Source organism: Campylobacter sp. IFREMER_LSEM_CL2256, assembly GCF_025771645.1.
In the GTDB taxonomy this organism is placed as follows: Bacteria; Campylobacterota; Campylobacteria; order Campylobacterales; family Campylobacteraceae; genus Campylobacter_D.
Genome location: NZ_JAKMQQ010000003.1, coordinates 87,985 through 102,925 on the forward strand (window position 1 = coordinate 87,985; position 14,941 = coordinate 102,925).

A 14,941-nucleotide genomic window follows, 5' to 3' on the forward strand; every position below is an offset into this window, starting at 1 on the left:
CAACAAAAAGGAGAAATTATGAGTAAATTAGAAAGAGTGCTAAGAATAGCTTTAGCCATAGTGGCGTTTTCTTTAGGAGTTTATTTTTCAACTTGGTGGGGATTATTGGGTTTGATTCCTTTATTAACAGGTATTTTTGCTGTTTGTCCTATAAGAGTACTTAGTGGAAAACAAGCTTGTCCACTTGGGGTTTGCCCTATTTCTAAAAAGAAAAACTAGGAATGATTTGCTAGTTTTTCTAGCTTTGGTGTAATGACAAATCTACAATAAGCTTGGTTGGGATTATTTTTAAAATATTTTTGATGATAATCCTCAGCCTTATAAAATTTTTCTAATTTTAAAACTTGCGTAACTATAGCTTTAGCGTAATATTTTTGTACTTTTTGTAAAAAATTGCTAATAATTTTTAACTCCTCATTAGTTTGATAAAAAACAACTGATCTATATTGTATCCCCTCATCAGCACCTTGTTTATCTAGGCTTGTTGGATCATGCATTTTGAGAAAAATTTCTAAGATTTTTTCTAATGAAATTTGTTTTTCATTATAAATTATCTTAGCTACTTCTATATTCCCATCACCATTTATCACGCTTTCATAACTTGGATTTGGCTTGCCACCGCTATAACCTACTTCTGTATAAACTACGCCTTTAATTTCATCAAACACAGCTTGAGTACACCAAAAACAACCCGCACCTAAGATAATTTCTTTATTTGTCATTATTTTCTAAATCCTCATTTTCTTTTAAAACAAGTTGCATAAGATAAAGTTCTTCTCCATCTATGATTTTTAGATCTTTATCTTCGCATTTTGGGCACCAAAAGATATTATTTTCAAGCACTCCGCTAAAATGGCATTTTTGACATTCAACTACTACTTCTTGAATATGCATAATAAATTTAGCATTCTTACACAAAGGACTATTTTCTTTAAAAGTTTCAAAGCTTCTTTGTAAAAGTGGAGGTTCAACCCCGCTTAAGCGCCCTATTTTAACATGCACTTCTTCAATAACTTTTCCTTGAGCATATTCTTCGCAAAGCTCTAGTAATGATTCTGTAATACTTAACTCATGCATTAGCAAATTCTTGGCAAAAGTTCGCCTTTTGGAGCCTCTAAAATGCGTTTTGCTCCATAAGCATTTTCTAAAACCACTCTTGCTTTTTCATTAGCTGTGATTTCACCTATAATAGCTGCATTAGCATTGAATTGTTTTAAAATTTCTAATGCTTTTTGCTCATCTTTTTTATCTACACAAATAATAAAAGTTCCTTCATTTGCAAGCTCATAAGGCTCATATCCAAAAAGCTCACAAACCCCTAAAACTTCATCACAAACTGGAATTTTTTCTTCATATATTAAAAGCTCTAAATTACTTAATTTAGCCCATTCATTTAAAACCGCACTAAGTCCACCACGCGTAGCATCACGCATTGCTTTTATAGAAATATCTGCATTTAAAAGTGTTAAAACTTCATCTTTTAAGCTTTTACAATCACTTTGGATATTTGCCTCTAAATTATTTCTTTCAACCAAAACTGCACAACCATGAGCTCCAATATCCCTTGAAACTAAGATGCTACAACCACTTTTTAAGTCTTTGGTATTGATTTTTTGTATATTTTTACCTATACATGAGGTATTAATATATATTTCATCGCCTTTATTTTTAGGAACAACTTTAGTATCCCCGCAAACTAGTTTTACTCCTGCTTTATCACATTCTTCTTTTATAGATTTTAGTATAATTTTTAACTTTTCTATCTCAAAACCCTCTTCTAAAATCAAAGCTAGTGATAAATATAGCGGTTTTGCTCCCACCATTAATACATCATTTACGCTACCACAAACTGCTAATTTTCCTATATTTATATCTTTTAAAAAGATAGGATTTAGTACAAAAGAATCGGTGCTAAAAGCTAAATCATCTAAAATAGCAGCGTCATTTGCTTCTTTTAAAACATCATTTTCAAAAATAGAAAAAATTTCATTTATCAAAGCATTCATTTCTTCGCCACCACCACCGTGGGCTAGAGTAATTTGTTTCATTTTATGCCTTATCTTGATAGTATTTATAATAAGCCGCACAAGCTCCTTCACTAGAAACCATACAGCTACCTATGGGATTTTTTGGAGTACAAGCTTTTGCAAACACCTTACAATCATAAGGCTTAGCTAAGCCTCTTAAAATTTGACCACAAATACAAGCTTTACTCTCATCTTTACTTTGCACTTTACAATCAAACACTTTGCTAGCATCTAAGTGCGCAAATTCATCTTTTAAACAAAGCCCACCATTTATAATTACCCCAAGACCTCTAAATTCAAAATCACAAGGTTTAAAGTATTTTTCTACTAAAGCCTTAGCTTTTAAATTTCCTTCTTTACTAACTACTCTGTGATATTCATTATAAACTTCAAAAGTATTTGCATTCATTTGCTCTACTATATTTAACACACTAAGCATTATATCAACTGGCTCAAAACCACTCACTGCTATAGGAGTTTTGTATTTTTTAGCAATAGGTTCATAAATGTTTGATCCTGTGATAACGCTTACATGAGAAGGTCCTAAAAAGGCGTCAATTTTTACATTTTTATCTTGCATGATAGCTTCTACTGCGGGTGGAACCAAAACATGATTGATATGAAAAAATAAATTTTTTAAATTTAAAGCCATGCTTTTTTCTATAATCACCCCACTCATAGGCGTAGTTGTCTCAAAACCTATGGCAAAAAAGATTATATTTTTTTCAGGATTTTTTATGGCTATATCTATCACATCCAAAGGTGTATAAAGTGCTCTAATATCAGCTCCTTTGGCTCTAAGATCAATTAAGCTTTCATAACTTCCTGGCACTTTAAGCATATCGCCTAATACACAAAAGATAGTATTTGGCATACTTGCAAGCTTTAAAGCTACATCAATACGCTCTCTTGGCATAACACACACGGGACAGCCTGGGCCATGAACAAAATTAATTTCTTTTGGTAATAAATCAGGCAAACCAAATTTCATAATACTATGCGTATGTCCACCGCAAATTTCCATGATATTAATAGGCTTAGTAATTTTAGAAGCAATAAGTTCTTTTAGGGCTAAAATTCTTTCTTTATCTCTAAAATCATTAATTAAATCCATTTTTTAGCCCCATATCGCCTTCATTTTCATCGATTTGCCCATTTTGCATTTTCTCTGCTATATCTGTATAAATTTTTAAACTCTCTTGTGCAGCTTGAGTGTCGATTTTTTCCATAGCAAAACCCACATGTATAAGCACATAATCGCCTACCTTTAAAGGCTCGCTTATCAAGTCTAAACTCACCCTTCTTTTAACCCCTAAAGTTTCTACTATGGCTGAATTTAGCTCATCAATTTCTAAAATTTTAGAAGGTATAGAAAGACACATTAGTTAAGCTCCTTTTTCATTTTTAGATAATTTATCCAAAGATCAAACCCTGTTTTTGTTTTGCTATCTAAAATCATAATATCTATTTTAGGATTTAGCCTTTTAGCAGCCATAGAAGCTGCTTTAAAATCAAAGTCAAAATGCTGAGCTAAATCGGCTTTAGTAATGACTAATAAATCAGCCTTTCTAAACATCACTGGATATTTTTCTACCTTATCGCTACCTTCTGTTACTGAAAGTAAAACTACATTTAAATGCTCGCCTAAATCATAACTTGCAGGACATACTAAATTTCCCACATTTTCAACAAATACTATATCAAGCTCACTAAGTTTGAAATGATGTAAAGCTTCATGCACCATAAAAGCATCTAAATGGCAAGTTTGTCCTGTGGTGATTTGATGAGCTAAGCCTCCTGCTTTGATAATGCGATTTGCATCATTATTAGTTTCTAAATCCCCTTCAACCACGGCTATTTTTAAATCATCTTTTAAAGTTTTTATAGTTTCTTCTAAAAGTGTTGTTTTACCGCTTCCTGGAGAACTCATTAGATTAATACAAAGAGTATTATACTCATTAAAATGCTCTCTATTATGAGCTGCTTGATGATCATTTTTTGATAAAATTTTACTAATAACATTAATAGTTTTTTCATCTTTTAAAGCTGGATTTTCATGATGGTGATCATGATGATGTTCATGTCCATTAATAGAACAGCCACAATCTTTACACATAATCTTTCCTTTATATTTTTATTTTATTGTATATAAAAAAGTATTAAAAAAATATGAGTTTTATTAAGTTTTTAAAGATAAATAATGCACAAGCTGCCCAAGTGCAATAGAGCTATCATTGCAAGGAAATTGTAAAGAAGTTTTATAAGTGAATTTTTTTCGATCTAAAATTTCAAGTAAGGTTTTATTTTGAAATACCCCACCACACAAAAGCACTTCTTCTTTAAAATCTTTTGAATATTCTATAATTAAATTTGCAATGCCATTAAGCAAACCTGTGCTAATTTTAACCTTATCTTTATCTTCTAAAGCTTGTAAAAAAGCATTTTTAAAGCAAATTTCTTTTTCTTGGATATCAAATTTGTAACTATAATCAAGATTTTTATCATAGTATTTTTCCATCAAAAGTCCAATTTGTGCTTCATAATCAAGCTTTTGTATATCAAAAGCAAAAGCGCCAAAAGCATCAATAATCCTACCAAGAGAACTCGTATATAAAGAGCTTTGAGTGTGAATTTTTTTAAGATTGTTTAATTTTACTTGAGAAAATTTAGCTAAAAACTCGCTAGCTTTGTTTTCCAAATTAAAATCAAAAATCAAAGCTAAAGCTAAATTTGTGATATTTTTAATATCTGCATTAATTAGTTTGAAATTTTTAAAATGATTTAACCTTTCATAGTTTTTTAAATTCGCTCTAAAAATCTCACCACCCCAAATTTTTCCATCATCTCCATAACCTGTTCCATCAAAAACAAAAGCTAAAACATCATTTTTGTAAATTTTGTGTTCAAATAAACAAGCACACAAATGTGCATAGTGATGTTGCACGCGAAAATTTTTATAATCTTTAAATTCTTTTACATAGTTAAATTGTGGGTGTTTATCGCTTAAAATCTGATCAAAATTTAGTTTATAAGAGTTTTGAAAGAAAGTTAAAATTTTAAAAAATCTCTCTTGTATGTCTAAACTTTTCATATCGCCTATATAAGGAGAAATGAAAATTTGATTTTTAAAAAAACAAGCAAATTCGTTTTTTAACTCACTTCCTAGAGCTAGAATATTTTCTTTTGCATTAAAAATATCTGCTGTATTGATATAAAGTGGGTTAAGACCCCTTGAAGTCCTTAAAAACATTACTTCTTTACCAATAACTTGAGCAATGCTATCATCGCTTGAATTGTGTATTGCTCTATCATAATCAAGATAAAAATCAAACACATCACTAAGTTGCTCCAAAAGTTTTGTTTCTTCATAAATAATGCTTTGCGAACTTAGATTAGCACTTGTTGCAATGATAGGTTTTTTAAAATATTCAAAAAGCATTAAATGTGTTCCCATATAAGCTAACATAATACCTATTTTATTGGTATCTGGTACTAAGCTTTTATGGATATTTTTGCTATTTAAAATAACTATGGGTTTTAAATTTGAAGTTAAAAGTTTTGCCTCAGCTTCATTAATAAAAGCTAATTCTTGAGCCATTTTAAGATCTTTTACCATAATAGCAAAAGGCTTTTTAGGGCGATTTTTGCGTATTCTAAGTTCATTTATAGCATTTTCATTTGTGCTATCACAAATTAAATGAAATCCACCCATACCTTTAAAAGCTATGATTTTACCTTCTTCTAAAAGCTTTGCAAGTAAGATAAAAGCTTTTTCATCTTTGGCTAAAATATTTTGACTTTTATCTTTTAAAAAAATAGTAATTTTACATTTTGGGCATGAAAGTGGTTGAGCATGAAAGCGACGATTGGTAGGATCTTCATACTCGCTTTGACAAAAAGAACACATTTTAAACTCATCCATAGTCGTATTAACTCTATCATATGGAAGTTTTTTTATAATAGAAAATCTTGGCCCACAATTTGTGCAAGTGATGAAAGGGTATTTAAAACGTGGATTTTTCTCATCATAAAATTCATTATAGCAATCCTCACAAAGAGCAAAATCACTTAAAATCGGACTAAATTTTTCACTATCTTGTGAAGTACTTATACTAAATTCATTATAAGTTTTTTGAAGTTTTTTATAAGAAAAATTAAAATCATCTATCCTAGCTAAAGGTGGTAAATTAGCAAAAAGTTTTTCTTTAAAAATTTCTAATTCATCATTACTACACTCAAGGATTATAACAACGCCTAAGCTATTATTATAAACTTCACCTTTTAAATTAAGCTCTTTGGCTATATTAAAAACAAAAGGACGAAAGCCAACGCCTTGCACTAGCCCTTTAATATAAATTTCATATCCAAAGCGGGACATCGCTTAACTTAAAAAATGGTATGTGTTTAAATACATTTTTACTAAGGCTTTTGTGCTCAAACAAACTTCCACTAAGCACGGCACAATCAACTTGCTCTTTAGCCTTTAAATCATCAAATAAATCTCTTAAAAAATACGCCAAACTCTCAACAACGCCTAAGGCTATGATTTGATTTTCTACTCCAGCAAGCTTAAAACTCATCACGCTTCTTAAGGTCTTAGTATAATCAAATTCTTTTTGCTCATTAAGTTTAAAGTCTATCCTAACACCTTTTGCCATTTTACTCTCATCCGCTAAAGCCAAAAGCGCTAATGCGGCACTTTGCACATCTTCACCAAGCTCTAAAATCATCCCTACCATGCCAAAAAGATTAAAAAAATTATTAGCCATATTAAGTTCTTTTCGCACTAGAGTAAATTCTTTTTCATAATTAGCTAGTAATCTCTTAGCAACATCATCTTGACTTATAGTTTCATAAAACTCATCAAAGCTTTTTGGTAAATTTAGTTTTAAAAGATTGATTTCTTTATCAAGTAAAATAATATCATCATTTCTTTTACTAAGTTCTAAAAGCAAAGACTTTTTGTCTTTAAAATCAGACAATATACAAGAAATTCTTGCAAAATTTTTATCTTCTTTTTGAAAAATCAAATTTTTAAACTCAGGTAAAATATAATCATAACCCCTACAAATCACTAACTCATTTTCGATTAAAGCTACTTCAAAATCATCCTCAAAATGTTCTAATTTTTTAAAATTTAAAAACTTAATTCCTTCTCTTTCAAGCTCAAAACATAAGGCAAGCAAGAAAAGATTATCGTATATTTTTATTTTAAAATACTCATGATTTAATTGATGATTTTGTCTAAAAATAGCATTAAATTTAAGTTTCATTAGAGGTTTTTCAACCCCTGCTAAGATTTTAAACTGCTCGTTATTACAAGAAAAAAATGCATTGATATGTTTTGGATCACTTGGCATTAAAAAATCATCTAATTTTTCATCAAAAATTTCAAAAGCATAAATCCCTTTTGAATTTTTAAAGTATATTTTTTCTTTATTTTTTAATTTTTCTAAGGCTTTTTTTAAATTATCGCAGAAATTTTCTTTAGTGATTTTTATAAAATCTTCTTCTATCTTAAACTCTTCTTCTACAAAAATACCCCATTCATTTTCTAAAAGCTCGCCTTGGGTATAAGCATTTGCATTAAGTCTTGTTAAAAAACTTCTTTTAGTGAAGTTTTTTTCTTTTTTTATAGGTGTAAAATCTTCTTCTATAACTTTTAAGTCAAATTTGTTTAAAAAAACACTGTGGCTGATATTTTCTAAATTAGAACAAAAGGCTTGAATTTCATCTTTTTCGCCTTTAACTTTAATAATGATTTTTTCATCTTTTTGCTCATAATTATACACATAATCTTTAGCATAATAAGCTAACAAATACTCAAAAATATCGTTTTTAGATTTATAATCAAAAGTAATTTCTAAAAGCAAGTTAAAAAACCTTAAAATTAAATTTTTAAAGCATAAATATAACAATTTTAATTCTAAGGAAAGCTTAAACAAGCTATCTAAAATATAGATAGCTTATCATTTTAGTAGTTAAATTCGGAACCAATAGCGATTTTTTGAATTTCTTTTTTGTTTTCAAGTTTTAAAAGTGGAGCATTTTTATCCATACCTAAAACTTTTGCTTTTTTGCCATCAAGTAATAATGCAACACCTTCAGGTAAAGCATAAACAACTACTTTAGGATTAACAATCAAAAACTCTTCAAGTCTTTCTTCACGACTTTCACCATTATGTCCTACTGGCTTACCTGAGATAAAATGTGGATTGATTTGATGAGGGAAGATATTAAAAGTGTTGAATGATTTTGGTTCAACTATAGGCATATCATTAGTTGTCATCATAGTTGCACCTGCTACATTTGAGCCTGCTGACCAGCCAACATAAGGTATACCCTCGCTTACTCTTTTTGCAATGAGTTCTACTAGGTTATTATTGTAAAGTTGATTTACAAGTTCAAAGGTATTTCCGCCCCCTACAAAAATCGCATCAGCACTTTTAACAATATCAACAGCATTGCCTCTATGTACACTAATTATTTGAAGTCCTAAACTCTCTAAAGCTTTAGCAACTTGTGCTTCATACTGTTCATAAGTTTTTCTAACACCTGCATAAGGTATAAATGCTACTTTTTTGCCTTTTAAATTATTTTTTTCAACAAATTCTTTAAGCCAAGGTAAAGCATGGTTTAAATACCCAGTGTCTTTATATCCTGAACTTGAGAGCAATAAAGCTTTTTGCTTATCTTTTGGAAAATTAACTAAATCGTTTGACTTTGCATTTAATGCAACCCCGCTAAAAAGCATAGCAGCTAAACCAAGAGCACCTACTTTTAACAAATTTCTTCTTTTCATTGTTTTTCCTTTAAAAGATATTTAAAAACAATTTATTTTAATAAATGATTTTTTAAATTAAAATAAATTTTTGTTAAAAAATAAGACTTTTTAGATAAACCTCTCTTGTCTTGTAATCAGGCATTAATTTATGTAAAAAATCATAAAATTCTTTTTGATGATGTGAGTAGATTAAATGTGTAAGTTCATGTAAAATCACATATTCTATAGCTTTTATAGGTTTTTGCATGAGTTTTAAATTTAAGTTTATATATGCTTTTTGATGATTGCAAGAACCCCATCTTGAAATCATTTCTTTAATGCAAATTCTTTGCACTTTTCTCTTGCAGACAAATTGCCATTTTTTTATAAGATATTCAAAAATCACCCTAGCGCTACGCCTTAAAAAAAGTTCTAAGGCTTTTTGATTTTTTGCAAAGATTTTATCTTTTTTTATGAGAACTTTTTTATGATTTTCATTAAAAACTAACTTGTATTTTTTACCTAAAAAATACAACTCATCACTTGCTAAAACTACTCTTTTTAAAGAAAGTTCTTTTTCTTTGGCTCTAATCCAACTTTCATTTTTTTCTAAAAATCTTAAAACATCTCTTTGCTCATAATATAGCGGTATGCTAAGTTTGAAATTTAAATCCCTATCTATCCTAAGTCTTAGATATTTAAGTTTTTTCTTTTCAAAAGCAAAACGAAATTCTTTAAATTCTAAAATTCCTTTTATACTAGTGCTTTGCCTTGCCATTTTTTACTTTTCCATCTATATGAATTTACAATACCGCGTAAAAACTCATCTGCACAAAAACCTATCCAAACTCCAAAAATTCCAAGTCCAGCATAAAAACAAAGCACATAACCAACCGGTAAAGAAACCCCAAGCATAAACACCACTCCACTTAAAAACGGAAATCTCGCATCACCACTTGCTCTTAGCGAATTCACCATGACTATATTAAAAGTTCTTGAGATTTCTAAGAAAATTGAAAGAGTAAAAAGTGGTATCATAAGTTCTTTTAAACTTTCTTCAAGCTTTACCACACCCATGGTAAAATCTTGCAAAACATAATTAAGTAAAGCTACAAAAGCACTTGCTATCACGCTAAAATATAAAGCTATCCAAGTATGTTTATAGGCTACATTTAAGTATTTTGCGCCGACTAATTTACCTATGATAATTTCATTTGCCACGCTTATGGCTTGCCCTACTAGCATGATAAGCAAAGAAATTTGAAAATAAATCGTTTGAACACTTAAGTTTTCTTTACCTAAACTTGCTACAAAAGCAAAAGCTATGGTGTATTGTATAAACCATATCAAATGCTCTCCTGCTGCAAAACCACCGATATTAAAAATCTTTTTAAGCACAGCTTTTTCAAGGCTTATCATCTCTTTGATTTTAAGATGAATTTTGAGTTTAAAACTAAGTATTGCTACAAGCATGCTAAAGGCTACCAAACGCCCAAGTATATTACTAAGCCCTACCCCAAAAAGCTCTAGCTTAGTAAAATGTAATACATAAAAATTTCCTATAAATATCACAATATTCATCAATAAGGTAGTAAACATAACCCAATAAGCCATATTATACACCCTAATAATAGCAGCTAAAACTATACCCATAGCATCAAAAAACAAACAAATTCCAAGCATATGCAAGTAAATCGCACTATCTTTTAAAAGCTCATTTGGAATTTGCAAAAGATAGAGCAAAAACTCTCCATGCCATAAAATCAAACTTCCACACACAAAACCAAGCAAGGCATTTAAAAATAGACTTTGATGAATTGCCTTTCTTGCTAGAGTGTAATCCTTAGCTCCTAAAGCTTGAGCGATCACTACACTACAACCCACACTTAAAAAACTAAAAATAATGATAAATAAATCTGCTACTTGATTACCCGCACCCATAGCCCCAACTAAAAAGTTAGAATACTGTGAAACCATCACAGTGTTGATAATCAAAGAAAAATATCTTAAAAACATTTCAAGCAATATAGGCATACTAAGATGTTTAAGTGAAAGTTGTTTGCTTGCCATAAATACTCTTTTTGATAATAATCTTTTGAAAGTAAAAAGTAATTTTACTTAAAAATTACTTTTTATAAAATAAATAATATTAATTTGAATTTACTATACTTAAAACAATCTGTTCATTTTCCTCTTTAAAAGTATATATTAAATCATCACACTTATATGAGATTTCTTTTTTACAAGTTTTATCTTTTAAAGGTTCTTGTAGAATTTGTGGTAAGTGTTTTTTGACTAAAGTTTTTATTGACATTCCTAATCCGTGATTTAAATTTTTAATCAACCTACCATCTATTTGTTTTTCACAATTAATTTCATATAAGCAAGCATTAAATCCTAATTGATTTAAAAACCCATATAACTCTTTCTTATCTTTAAATGGAGCTATAGTATCATATATACTATGATAACTAATATAAGGAATTTTTTTATAACTTGATTGAAGTTTTAAATGTTCATAATTTAAAATATCTCTAATATTTTTTCTTGCATTAGAAAAATAACAAGGAGAGTATTGATTAGACGTCCAAAAACTTTTAGTAAATAAAAACAAATCAATATTTTCAGAATATTTTATATAAAATTCGCAGTTCTTGGTATAATCGATTTCTTTAGCAAAACCCAAATATGAAAGAGGTGCTAGAGCGTATGAGGAATTATCTATTATGGCATCTACAACCCAAGGGCTTATTTTGGCACATAAATTTGCTAAATATCCCCCATGAGAACTACCAATTAAAATTACTGGTACACCCCCCCCCATATTTTTTTCCACATGTAATATAGCATTAGATATATCTATTGCTTGCATGATGCCAAAATTTTGATACTCATTTTTAGTTGGTTTTAAAGTGGCGCTAAGTTGAATTTTACTTTGATTGTGAATTTTATTTGTTGATTTTAATTCAATCATCTGCTGGTCTATATATTTTAAATCATCATAGGTAAAATCTTTCCATTTTATACCAAAAGCTTTACATGAATGCTCTAGTATAAATTCATCTATATTATCAAATACTATTTTTGCACCATTATTTAATCTTGAACCAATACAGTGATACTCAACACTAAGTACAATTACATCAAAATTACTACAAATAGCTTCAGCTAAATGTCTTCTATAATCACTATTTGCATCATCTCCAAATCCAGAAATAATGCAAACAATAGCTTTTATTTGTTTACTATCATCATAGGTAACTCTATATTCTAATTTACTTTCTCTTTTTATATTTAATTCTACATCATCACAAGAGTCTATGAAATAAGTTTCATTTTTAAGCATGTTAAGCCTTTTAGAAATTTTGATTAATTATATCATCAAAATTTCTAAATAAATAAAAATTACCCAAAAGCTCCGTTTAAATAAGATTTTGTTTTTTCTTCTTTAGGATTTTCAAAAAATTCCTTACTCTCTCCAAATTCTACAAGTTCTCCTAAATGAAAAAACGCAGTATAATCAGCCACGCGCTTAGCTTGTTGCATATTATGTGTTACCATGATCATGGAAAGATTATGACTTAATTCCTTAATAAGCTCTTCTATAACGCTTGAAGATATAGGATCAAGTGCAGAAGTTGGTTCATCTAAAAGTAATAATTTTGGCTTTATAGCCAAAGCTCTTGCAATACAAAGGCGTTGTTGCTGACCACCTGAAAGTGCTAGAGCATTTTGTTTTAGTTTATCTTTAACCTCCTCAAAAAGCCCTACTTTTTTAAGACAATCTTCCACCAAAGCATCTTCTTCATCTTTGTTTTTGATCATCCCATGGAGTTTTGGAGCATAAGAAATATTATCATAAATGCTTTTTACAAAAACATTAGGTTGTTGAAATACCATTCCAACTTTTTTTCTAAGCACGACTAAATCTTGATTTTTAACATCTTTTCCATCAATCTCAACAAGACCATCGATTTTTGCTATTTTGTCATTCATCCTATTAAAACAACGCAAAAATGTGGATTTTCCACAGCCTGAAGCACCTATTAAAGCTGTGATTTTATTTTTTTGAATTTCCATATTAATATCAAATAAAGCTTGTTTTTTACCATAAAATAAATTTAGATTTGTTGTTTTTGCTATCATTTTAATTTTCCTTGAAAATATCTTCTTAAAAGTATTGCTGCTAAATTTAAAATCACTAAAAGAGATAAAAGCACTATAATCCCTGCTGCTGTTCTTTCTAAAAATGCACGCTCTGGCATAGCTGACCATGAAAAAATTTGAGCAGGTAAAACACTTGTTGGCGCAAAAACACTATTTGCTACATCAGGTATGAAAGCTATCATACCTATAATCATCAAAGGTGCGGTTTCGCCAATAGCCCCTGCTAGAGTTAAAATAGAACCCGTTAAAATCATAGGCATTGCCAAAGGTAGCATAATACCTTTTATCATTTGAATTTTAGTCATGCCTAAAGCATATGCTGCATTTTTCATATTAATATCCACACTTTTTAAGGCAGCTTTAGTTGAAACAATAATAATAGGCAAACTCATAATAGCCAAAGTTAATCCCCCAACTAAAGCACTAGAACGAGGCATGCCAAAAAGATTAATAAACACTCCAAGACCTAAAAGTCCAAATAAAATACTAGGAATGCTAGCTAAATTATTTATACATACTTCTATAAAATGCGTAAATACATTTTGCGGAGCAAATTCTTCTAAATAAATAGCCGCTCCAACTCCTATTGGGATACTTACAACCATACATACTAACATTACAAGCAAAGTTCCAACCACAGAAGCAAAGATTCCTGAATTTTCAGGTGATTTAGAGTCTCCATTAAGGAAAAAATTTGTGTTAAAACTTAGTTTGATTTCTTGCTTTTGAACTAATTCATCAACTAATTTTTTTTGTTCATCGCTTAGTTTATTGTAATTTTTTTTCATATATTGATCAACTTCAGAATTTGCTAAAAGCCAAGATTTTTCTTTGATTTGACCTGTTCTTATTTTCCTTTGCTCAGCGCGCGATAAAAGCTCATACGAAGGGCTATTTCTATCAGCATGGGCATAAATGTAAGTTTGCTTAAAAGCTCCTATCCCAAGATACCCTACACTTGATAAAAAAATACAAAGAAAAATAAGGTTTATATAAAGCCCTATTTTACAGAATCTTTTGAAATTTTTTGAAGCTTTTTTTCTTTGTTTAAAAAGTCTTTTCATAAATTTTTCCTTTTATGGAAGCGATTTATCAAATAAACGCTAAAAATATTAATGATTAATGTAATAATAAAAAGCACAAGCCCTAAAGAAAATGCACTTAAAGCCAAAGAGCTGTCAAAAGCTTGATCGCCACTTAATGCTTCTACTATTTTTACAGTTACTGTTGTCATATCTTCTAAAAAATTCATTGTTAAATTTGGACGCAATGAAGCAGCCATAACAACAATCATTGTTTCACCTAAAGCTCTTGAAAGTCCTAAAAGACAAGCTGCAACTATACCTGGCATTGCTTCTGGTAAAATTACTGCAAAAACGACTTCTTTTTTAGTCATACCTAAAGCATAAGCTCCGTTTATCCTTTTTAAACTTACAGCTTCAATGCAATCTTGTGAGAGTGAAGCCACTATAGGAACTATCATAATACCCATGATAAAACCTGCACCTATGGCGCTTTGAAAACTAGCTTCTATGCCAAAGAGAGAAAAAAACCATACTATAAATGGAGCTACAACTATAGCTGCGAAAAATCCAAAAACTACAGTAGGAATTCCTGCTATGGTTTCTAAAATAGGTTTTAAATATTTTTTAGATTTTTTACCCGCAAATACTCCAAGATAAATAGCACACATTACACCTAAAGGTAAGGCTGTTAGCATTGCTATTAATGAAATATAAAAAGTTCCCCAAAATAAACTTAAAGCACCAAAAACACCATGCTTGCTACTTCCATCAGCACCTACAAATGCAGCATCTGCTGCCCACTGACTTGAGAATAAAAAAGTAAATACGCTTTCTTTTTGAAAAAATTTTAACGCCTCGATTAAAATCGTTAGCATAATAGCAAAGCTTACTACTACGCTAACAAAAGCACAAAGAAAAAGCGTTAATTTTATTATTTTTTCTTTTATCAATTTTTCATC

16 protein-coding genes are annotated in these 14,941 nt (G+C 29.7%); 1 reads left to right on the forward strand and 15 read right to left on the reverse strand.

The window, feature by feature from the left end:
- Positions 1-18: 18 nt before the first annotated feature.
- Positions 19-219, forward strand: coding sequence for a DUF2892 domain-containing protein (locus L8U00_RS02390; RefSeq protein ID WP_012661495.1), 201 nt, complete (start codon positions 19-21; stop codon positions 217-219).
- On the opposite strand, the gene msrA is transcribed toward L8U00_RS02390, so the two are convergent.
- From msrA to pstC, 15 genes are all read right to left on the reverse strand, one after another.
- Positions 216-722, reverse strand: a complete 507-nt coding sequence (msrA, locus tag L8U00_RS02395; RefSeq protein ID WP_263708395.1) for a peptide-methionine (S)-S-oxide reductase MsrA — start codon at positions 720-722, stop codon at positions 216-218. The two genes, L8U00_RS02390 and msrA, sit on opposite strands and share 4 nt — an antisense overlap.
- Complete coding sequence (locus L8U00_RS02400; RefSeq protein WP_039618337.1) at positions 712-1,077, reverse strand: hydrogenase maturation nickel metallochaperone HypA; 366 nt, start codon at positions 1,075-1,077, stop codon at positions 712-714. The genes msrA and L8U00_RS02400 overlap by 11 nt, the downstream gene beginning before the upstream one ends.
- Complete coding sequence (hypE, locus tag L8U00_RS02405) at positions 1,077-2,048, reverse strand: hydrogenase expression/formation protein HypE (RefSeq protein WP_263708396.1); 972 nt, start codon at positions 2,046-2,048, stop codon at positions 1,077-1,079. Before hypE ends, L8U00_RS02400 begins: the two co-directional genes overlap by 1 nt.
- A gap of 1 nt (position 2,049) precedes the next feature.
- Positions 2,050-3,141 carry a hydrogenase formation protein HypD gene (hypD, locus tag L8U00_RS02410; protein ID WP_263708397.1) on the reverse strand — a complete coding sequence of 364 codons (1,092 nt, stop codon included), beginning with the start codon at positions 3,139-3,141 and terminating at the stop codon, positions 2,050-2,052.
- Positions 3,128-3,409, reverse strand: coding sequence for a HypC/HybG/HupF family hydrogenase formation chaperone (locus L8U00_RS02415; RefSeq protein WP_039618343.1), 282 nt, complete (start codon positions 3,407-3,409; stop codon positions 3,128-3,130). The genes hypD and L8U00_RS02415 overlap by 14 nt, the downstream gene beginning before the upstream one ends.
- Positions 3,409-4,143 (reverse strand): hydrogenase nickel incorporation protein HypB, encoded by a 735-nt coding sequence (hypB, locus tag L8U00_RS02420; RefSeq protein ID WP_039628341.1) that lies wholly within the window; start codon positions 4,141-4,143, stop codon positions 3,409-3,411. The genes L8U00_RS02415 and hypB overlap by 1 nt, the downstream gene beginning before the upstream one ends.
- Positions 4,144-4,206: 63 nt before the next feature.
- Complete coding sequence (gene hypF / locus L8U00_RS02425; RefSeq protein WP_263708398.1) at positions 4,207-6,405, reverse strand: carbamoyltransferase HypF; 2,199 nt, start codon at positions 6,403-6,405, stop codon at positions 4,207-4,209.
- The gene (locus tag L8U00_RS02430) at positions 6,386-7,900 is read right to left on the reverse strand and encodes a hypothetical protein (RefSeq protein WP_263708399.1); all 1,515 of its coding nucleotides are present in this window, start codon (positions 7,898-7,900) and stop codon (positions 6,386-6,388) included. Before L8U00_RS02430 ends, hypF begins: the two co-directional genes overlap by 20 nt.
- Positions 7,901-8,001: 101 nt before the next feature.
- Complete coding sequence (pepE, locus tag L8U00_RS02435; RefSeq protein WP_263663294.1) at positions 8,002-8,829, reverse strand: dipeptidase PepE; 828 nt, start codon at positions 8,827-8,829, stop codon at positions 8,002-8,004.
- 73 nt (positions 8,830-8,902) lie between these two features.
- On the reverse strand, positions 8,903-9,568 hold the full coding sequence (locus tag L8U00_RS02440; protein ID WP_263708400.1) for a M48 family metallopeptidase: 666 nt from the start codon (positions 9,566-9,568) through the stop codon (positions 8,903-8,905).
- Positions 9,544-10,860: an MATE family efflux transporter gene (locus L8U00_RS02445; protein WP_263708401.1), complete on the reverse strand. Its 1,317-nt coding sequence runs from the start codon at positions 10,858-10,860 to the stop codon at positions 9,544-9,546. Before L8U00_RS02445 ends, L8U00_RS02440 begins: the two co-directional genes overlap by 25 nt.
- A 79-nt stretch (positions 10,861-10,939) precedes the next feature.
- On the reverse strand, positions 10,940-12,136 hold the full coding sequence (locus L8U00_RS02450; RefSeq protein WP_263708402.1) for a DUF2920 family protein: 1,197 nt from the start codon (positions 12,134-12,136) through the stop codon (positions 10,940-10,942).
- Positions 12,137-12,195: 59 nt separating this feature from the next.
- Positions 12,196-12,936: a phosphate ABC transporter ATP-binding protein PstB gene (pstB, locus tag L8U00_RS02455; protein ID WP_263708403.1), complete on the reverse strand. Its 741-nt coding sequence runs from the start codon at positions 12,934-12,936 to the stop codon at positions 12,196-12,198.
- Positions 12,933-14,021: a phosphate ABC transporter permease PstA gene (pstA, locus tag L8U00_RS02460; RefSeq protein ID WP_263708404.1), complete on the reverse strand. Its 1,089-nt coding sequence runs from the start codon at positions 14,019-14,021 to the stop codon at positions 12,933-12,935. The genes pstB and pstA overlap by 4 nt, the downstream gene beginning before the upstream one ends.
- On the reverse strand, positions 14,018-14,932 hold the full coding sequence (gene pstC, locus L8U00_RS02465; RefSeq protein ID WP_263708405.1) for a phosphate ABC transporter permease subunit PstC: 915 nt from the start codon (positions 14,930-14,932) through the stop codon (positions 14,018-14,020). The genes pstA and pstC overlap by 4 nt, the downstream gene beginning before the upstream one ends.
- Positions 14,933-14,941: the final 9 nt, after the last annotated feature.

Excerpts from the sequence above, each read along its gene's own strand:
- L8U00_RS02390 (WP_012661495.1), top strand. The coding sequence starts at position 19 with ATGAGTAAATTAGAAAGAGTGCTAAGAATAGCTTTAGCCATAGTGGCG.
- msrA (WP_263708395.1), bottom strand. The coding sequence starts at position 722 with ATGACAAATAAAGAAATTATCTTAGGTGCGGGTTGTTTTTGGTGTACT.
- L8U00_RS02400 (WP_039618337.1), bottom strand. The coding sequence starts at position 1,077 with ATGCATGAGTTAAGTATTACAGAATCATTACTAGAGCTTTGCGAAGAA.
- hypE (WP_263708396.1), bottom strand. The coding sequence starts at position 2,048 with ATGAAACAAATTACTCTAGCCCACGGTGGTGGTGGCGAAGAAATGAAT.
- hypD (WP_263708397.1), bottom strand. The coding sequence starts at position 3,141 with ATGGATTTAATTAATGATTTTAGAGATAAAGAAAGAATTTTAGCCCTA.
- L8U00_RS02415 (WP_039618343.1), bottom strand. The coding sequence starts at position 3,409 with ATGTGTCTTTCTATACCTTCTAAAATTTTAGAAATTGATGAGCTAAAT.
- hypB (WP_039628341.1), bottom strand. The coding sequence starts at position 4,143 with ATGTGTAAAGATTGTGGCTGTTCTATTAATGGACATGAACATCATCAT.
- hypF (WP_263708398.1), bottom strand. The coding sequence starts at position 6,405 with ATGTCCCGCTTTGGATATGAAATTTATATTAAAGGGCTAGTGCAAGGC.
- pepE (WP_263663294.1), bottom strand. The coding sequence starts at position 8,829 with ATGAAAAGAAGAAATTTGTTAAAAGTAGGTGCTCTTGGTTTAGCTGCT.
- L8U00_RS02440 (WP_263708400.1), bottom strand. The coding sequence starts at position 9,568 with ATGGCAAGGCAAAGCACTAGTATAAAAGGAATTTTAGAATTTAAAGAA.
- L8U00_RS02445 (WP_263708401.1), bottom strand. The coding sequence starts at position 10,860 with ATGGCAAGCAAACAACTTTCACTTAAACATCTTAGTATGCCTATATTG.
- L8U00_RS02450 (WP_263708402.1), bottom strand. The coding sequence starts at position 12,136 with ATGCTTAAAAATGAAACTTATTTCATAGACTCTTGTGATGATGTAGAA.
- pstB (WP_263708403.1), bottom strand. The coding sequence starts at position 12,936 with ATGATAGCAAAAACAACAAATCTAAATTTATTTTATGGTAAAAAACAA.
- pstA (WP_263708404.1), bottom strand. The coding sequence starts at position 14,021 with ATGAAAAGACTTTTTAAACAAAGAAAAAAAGCTTCAAAAAATTTCAAA.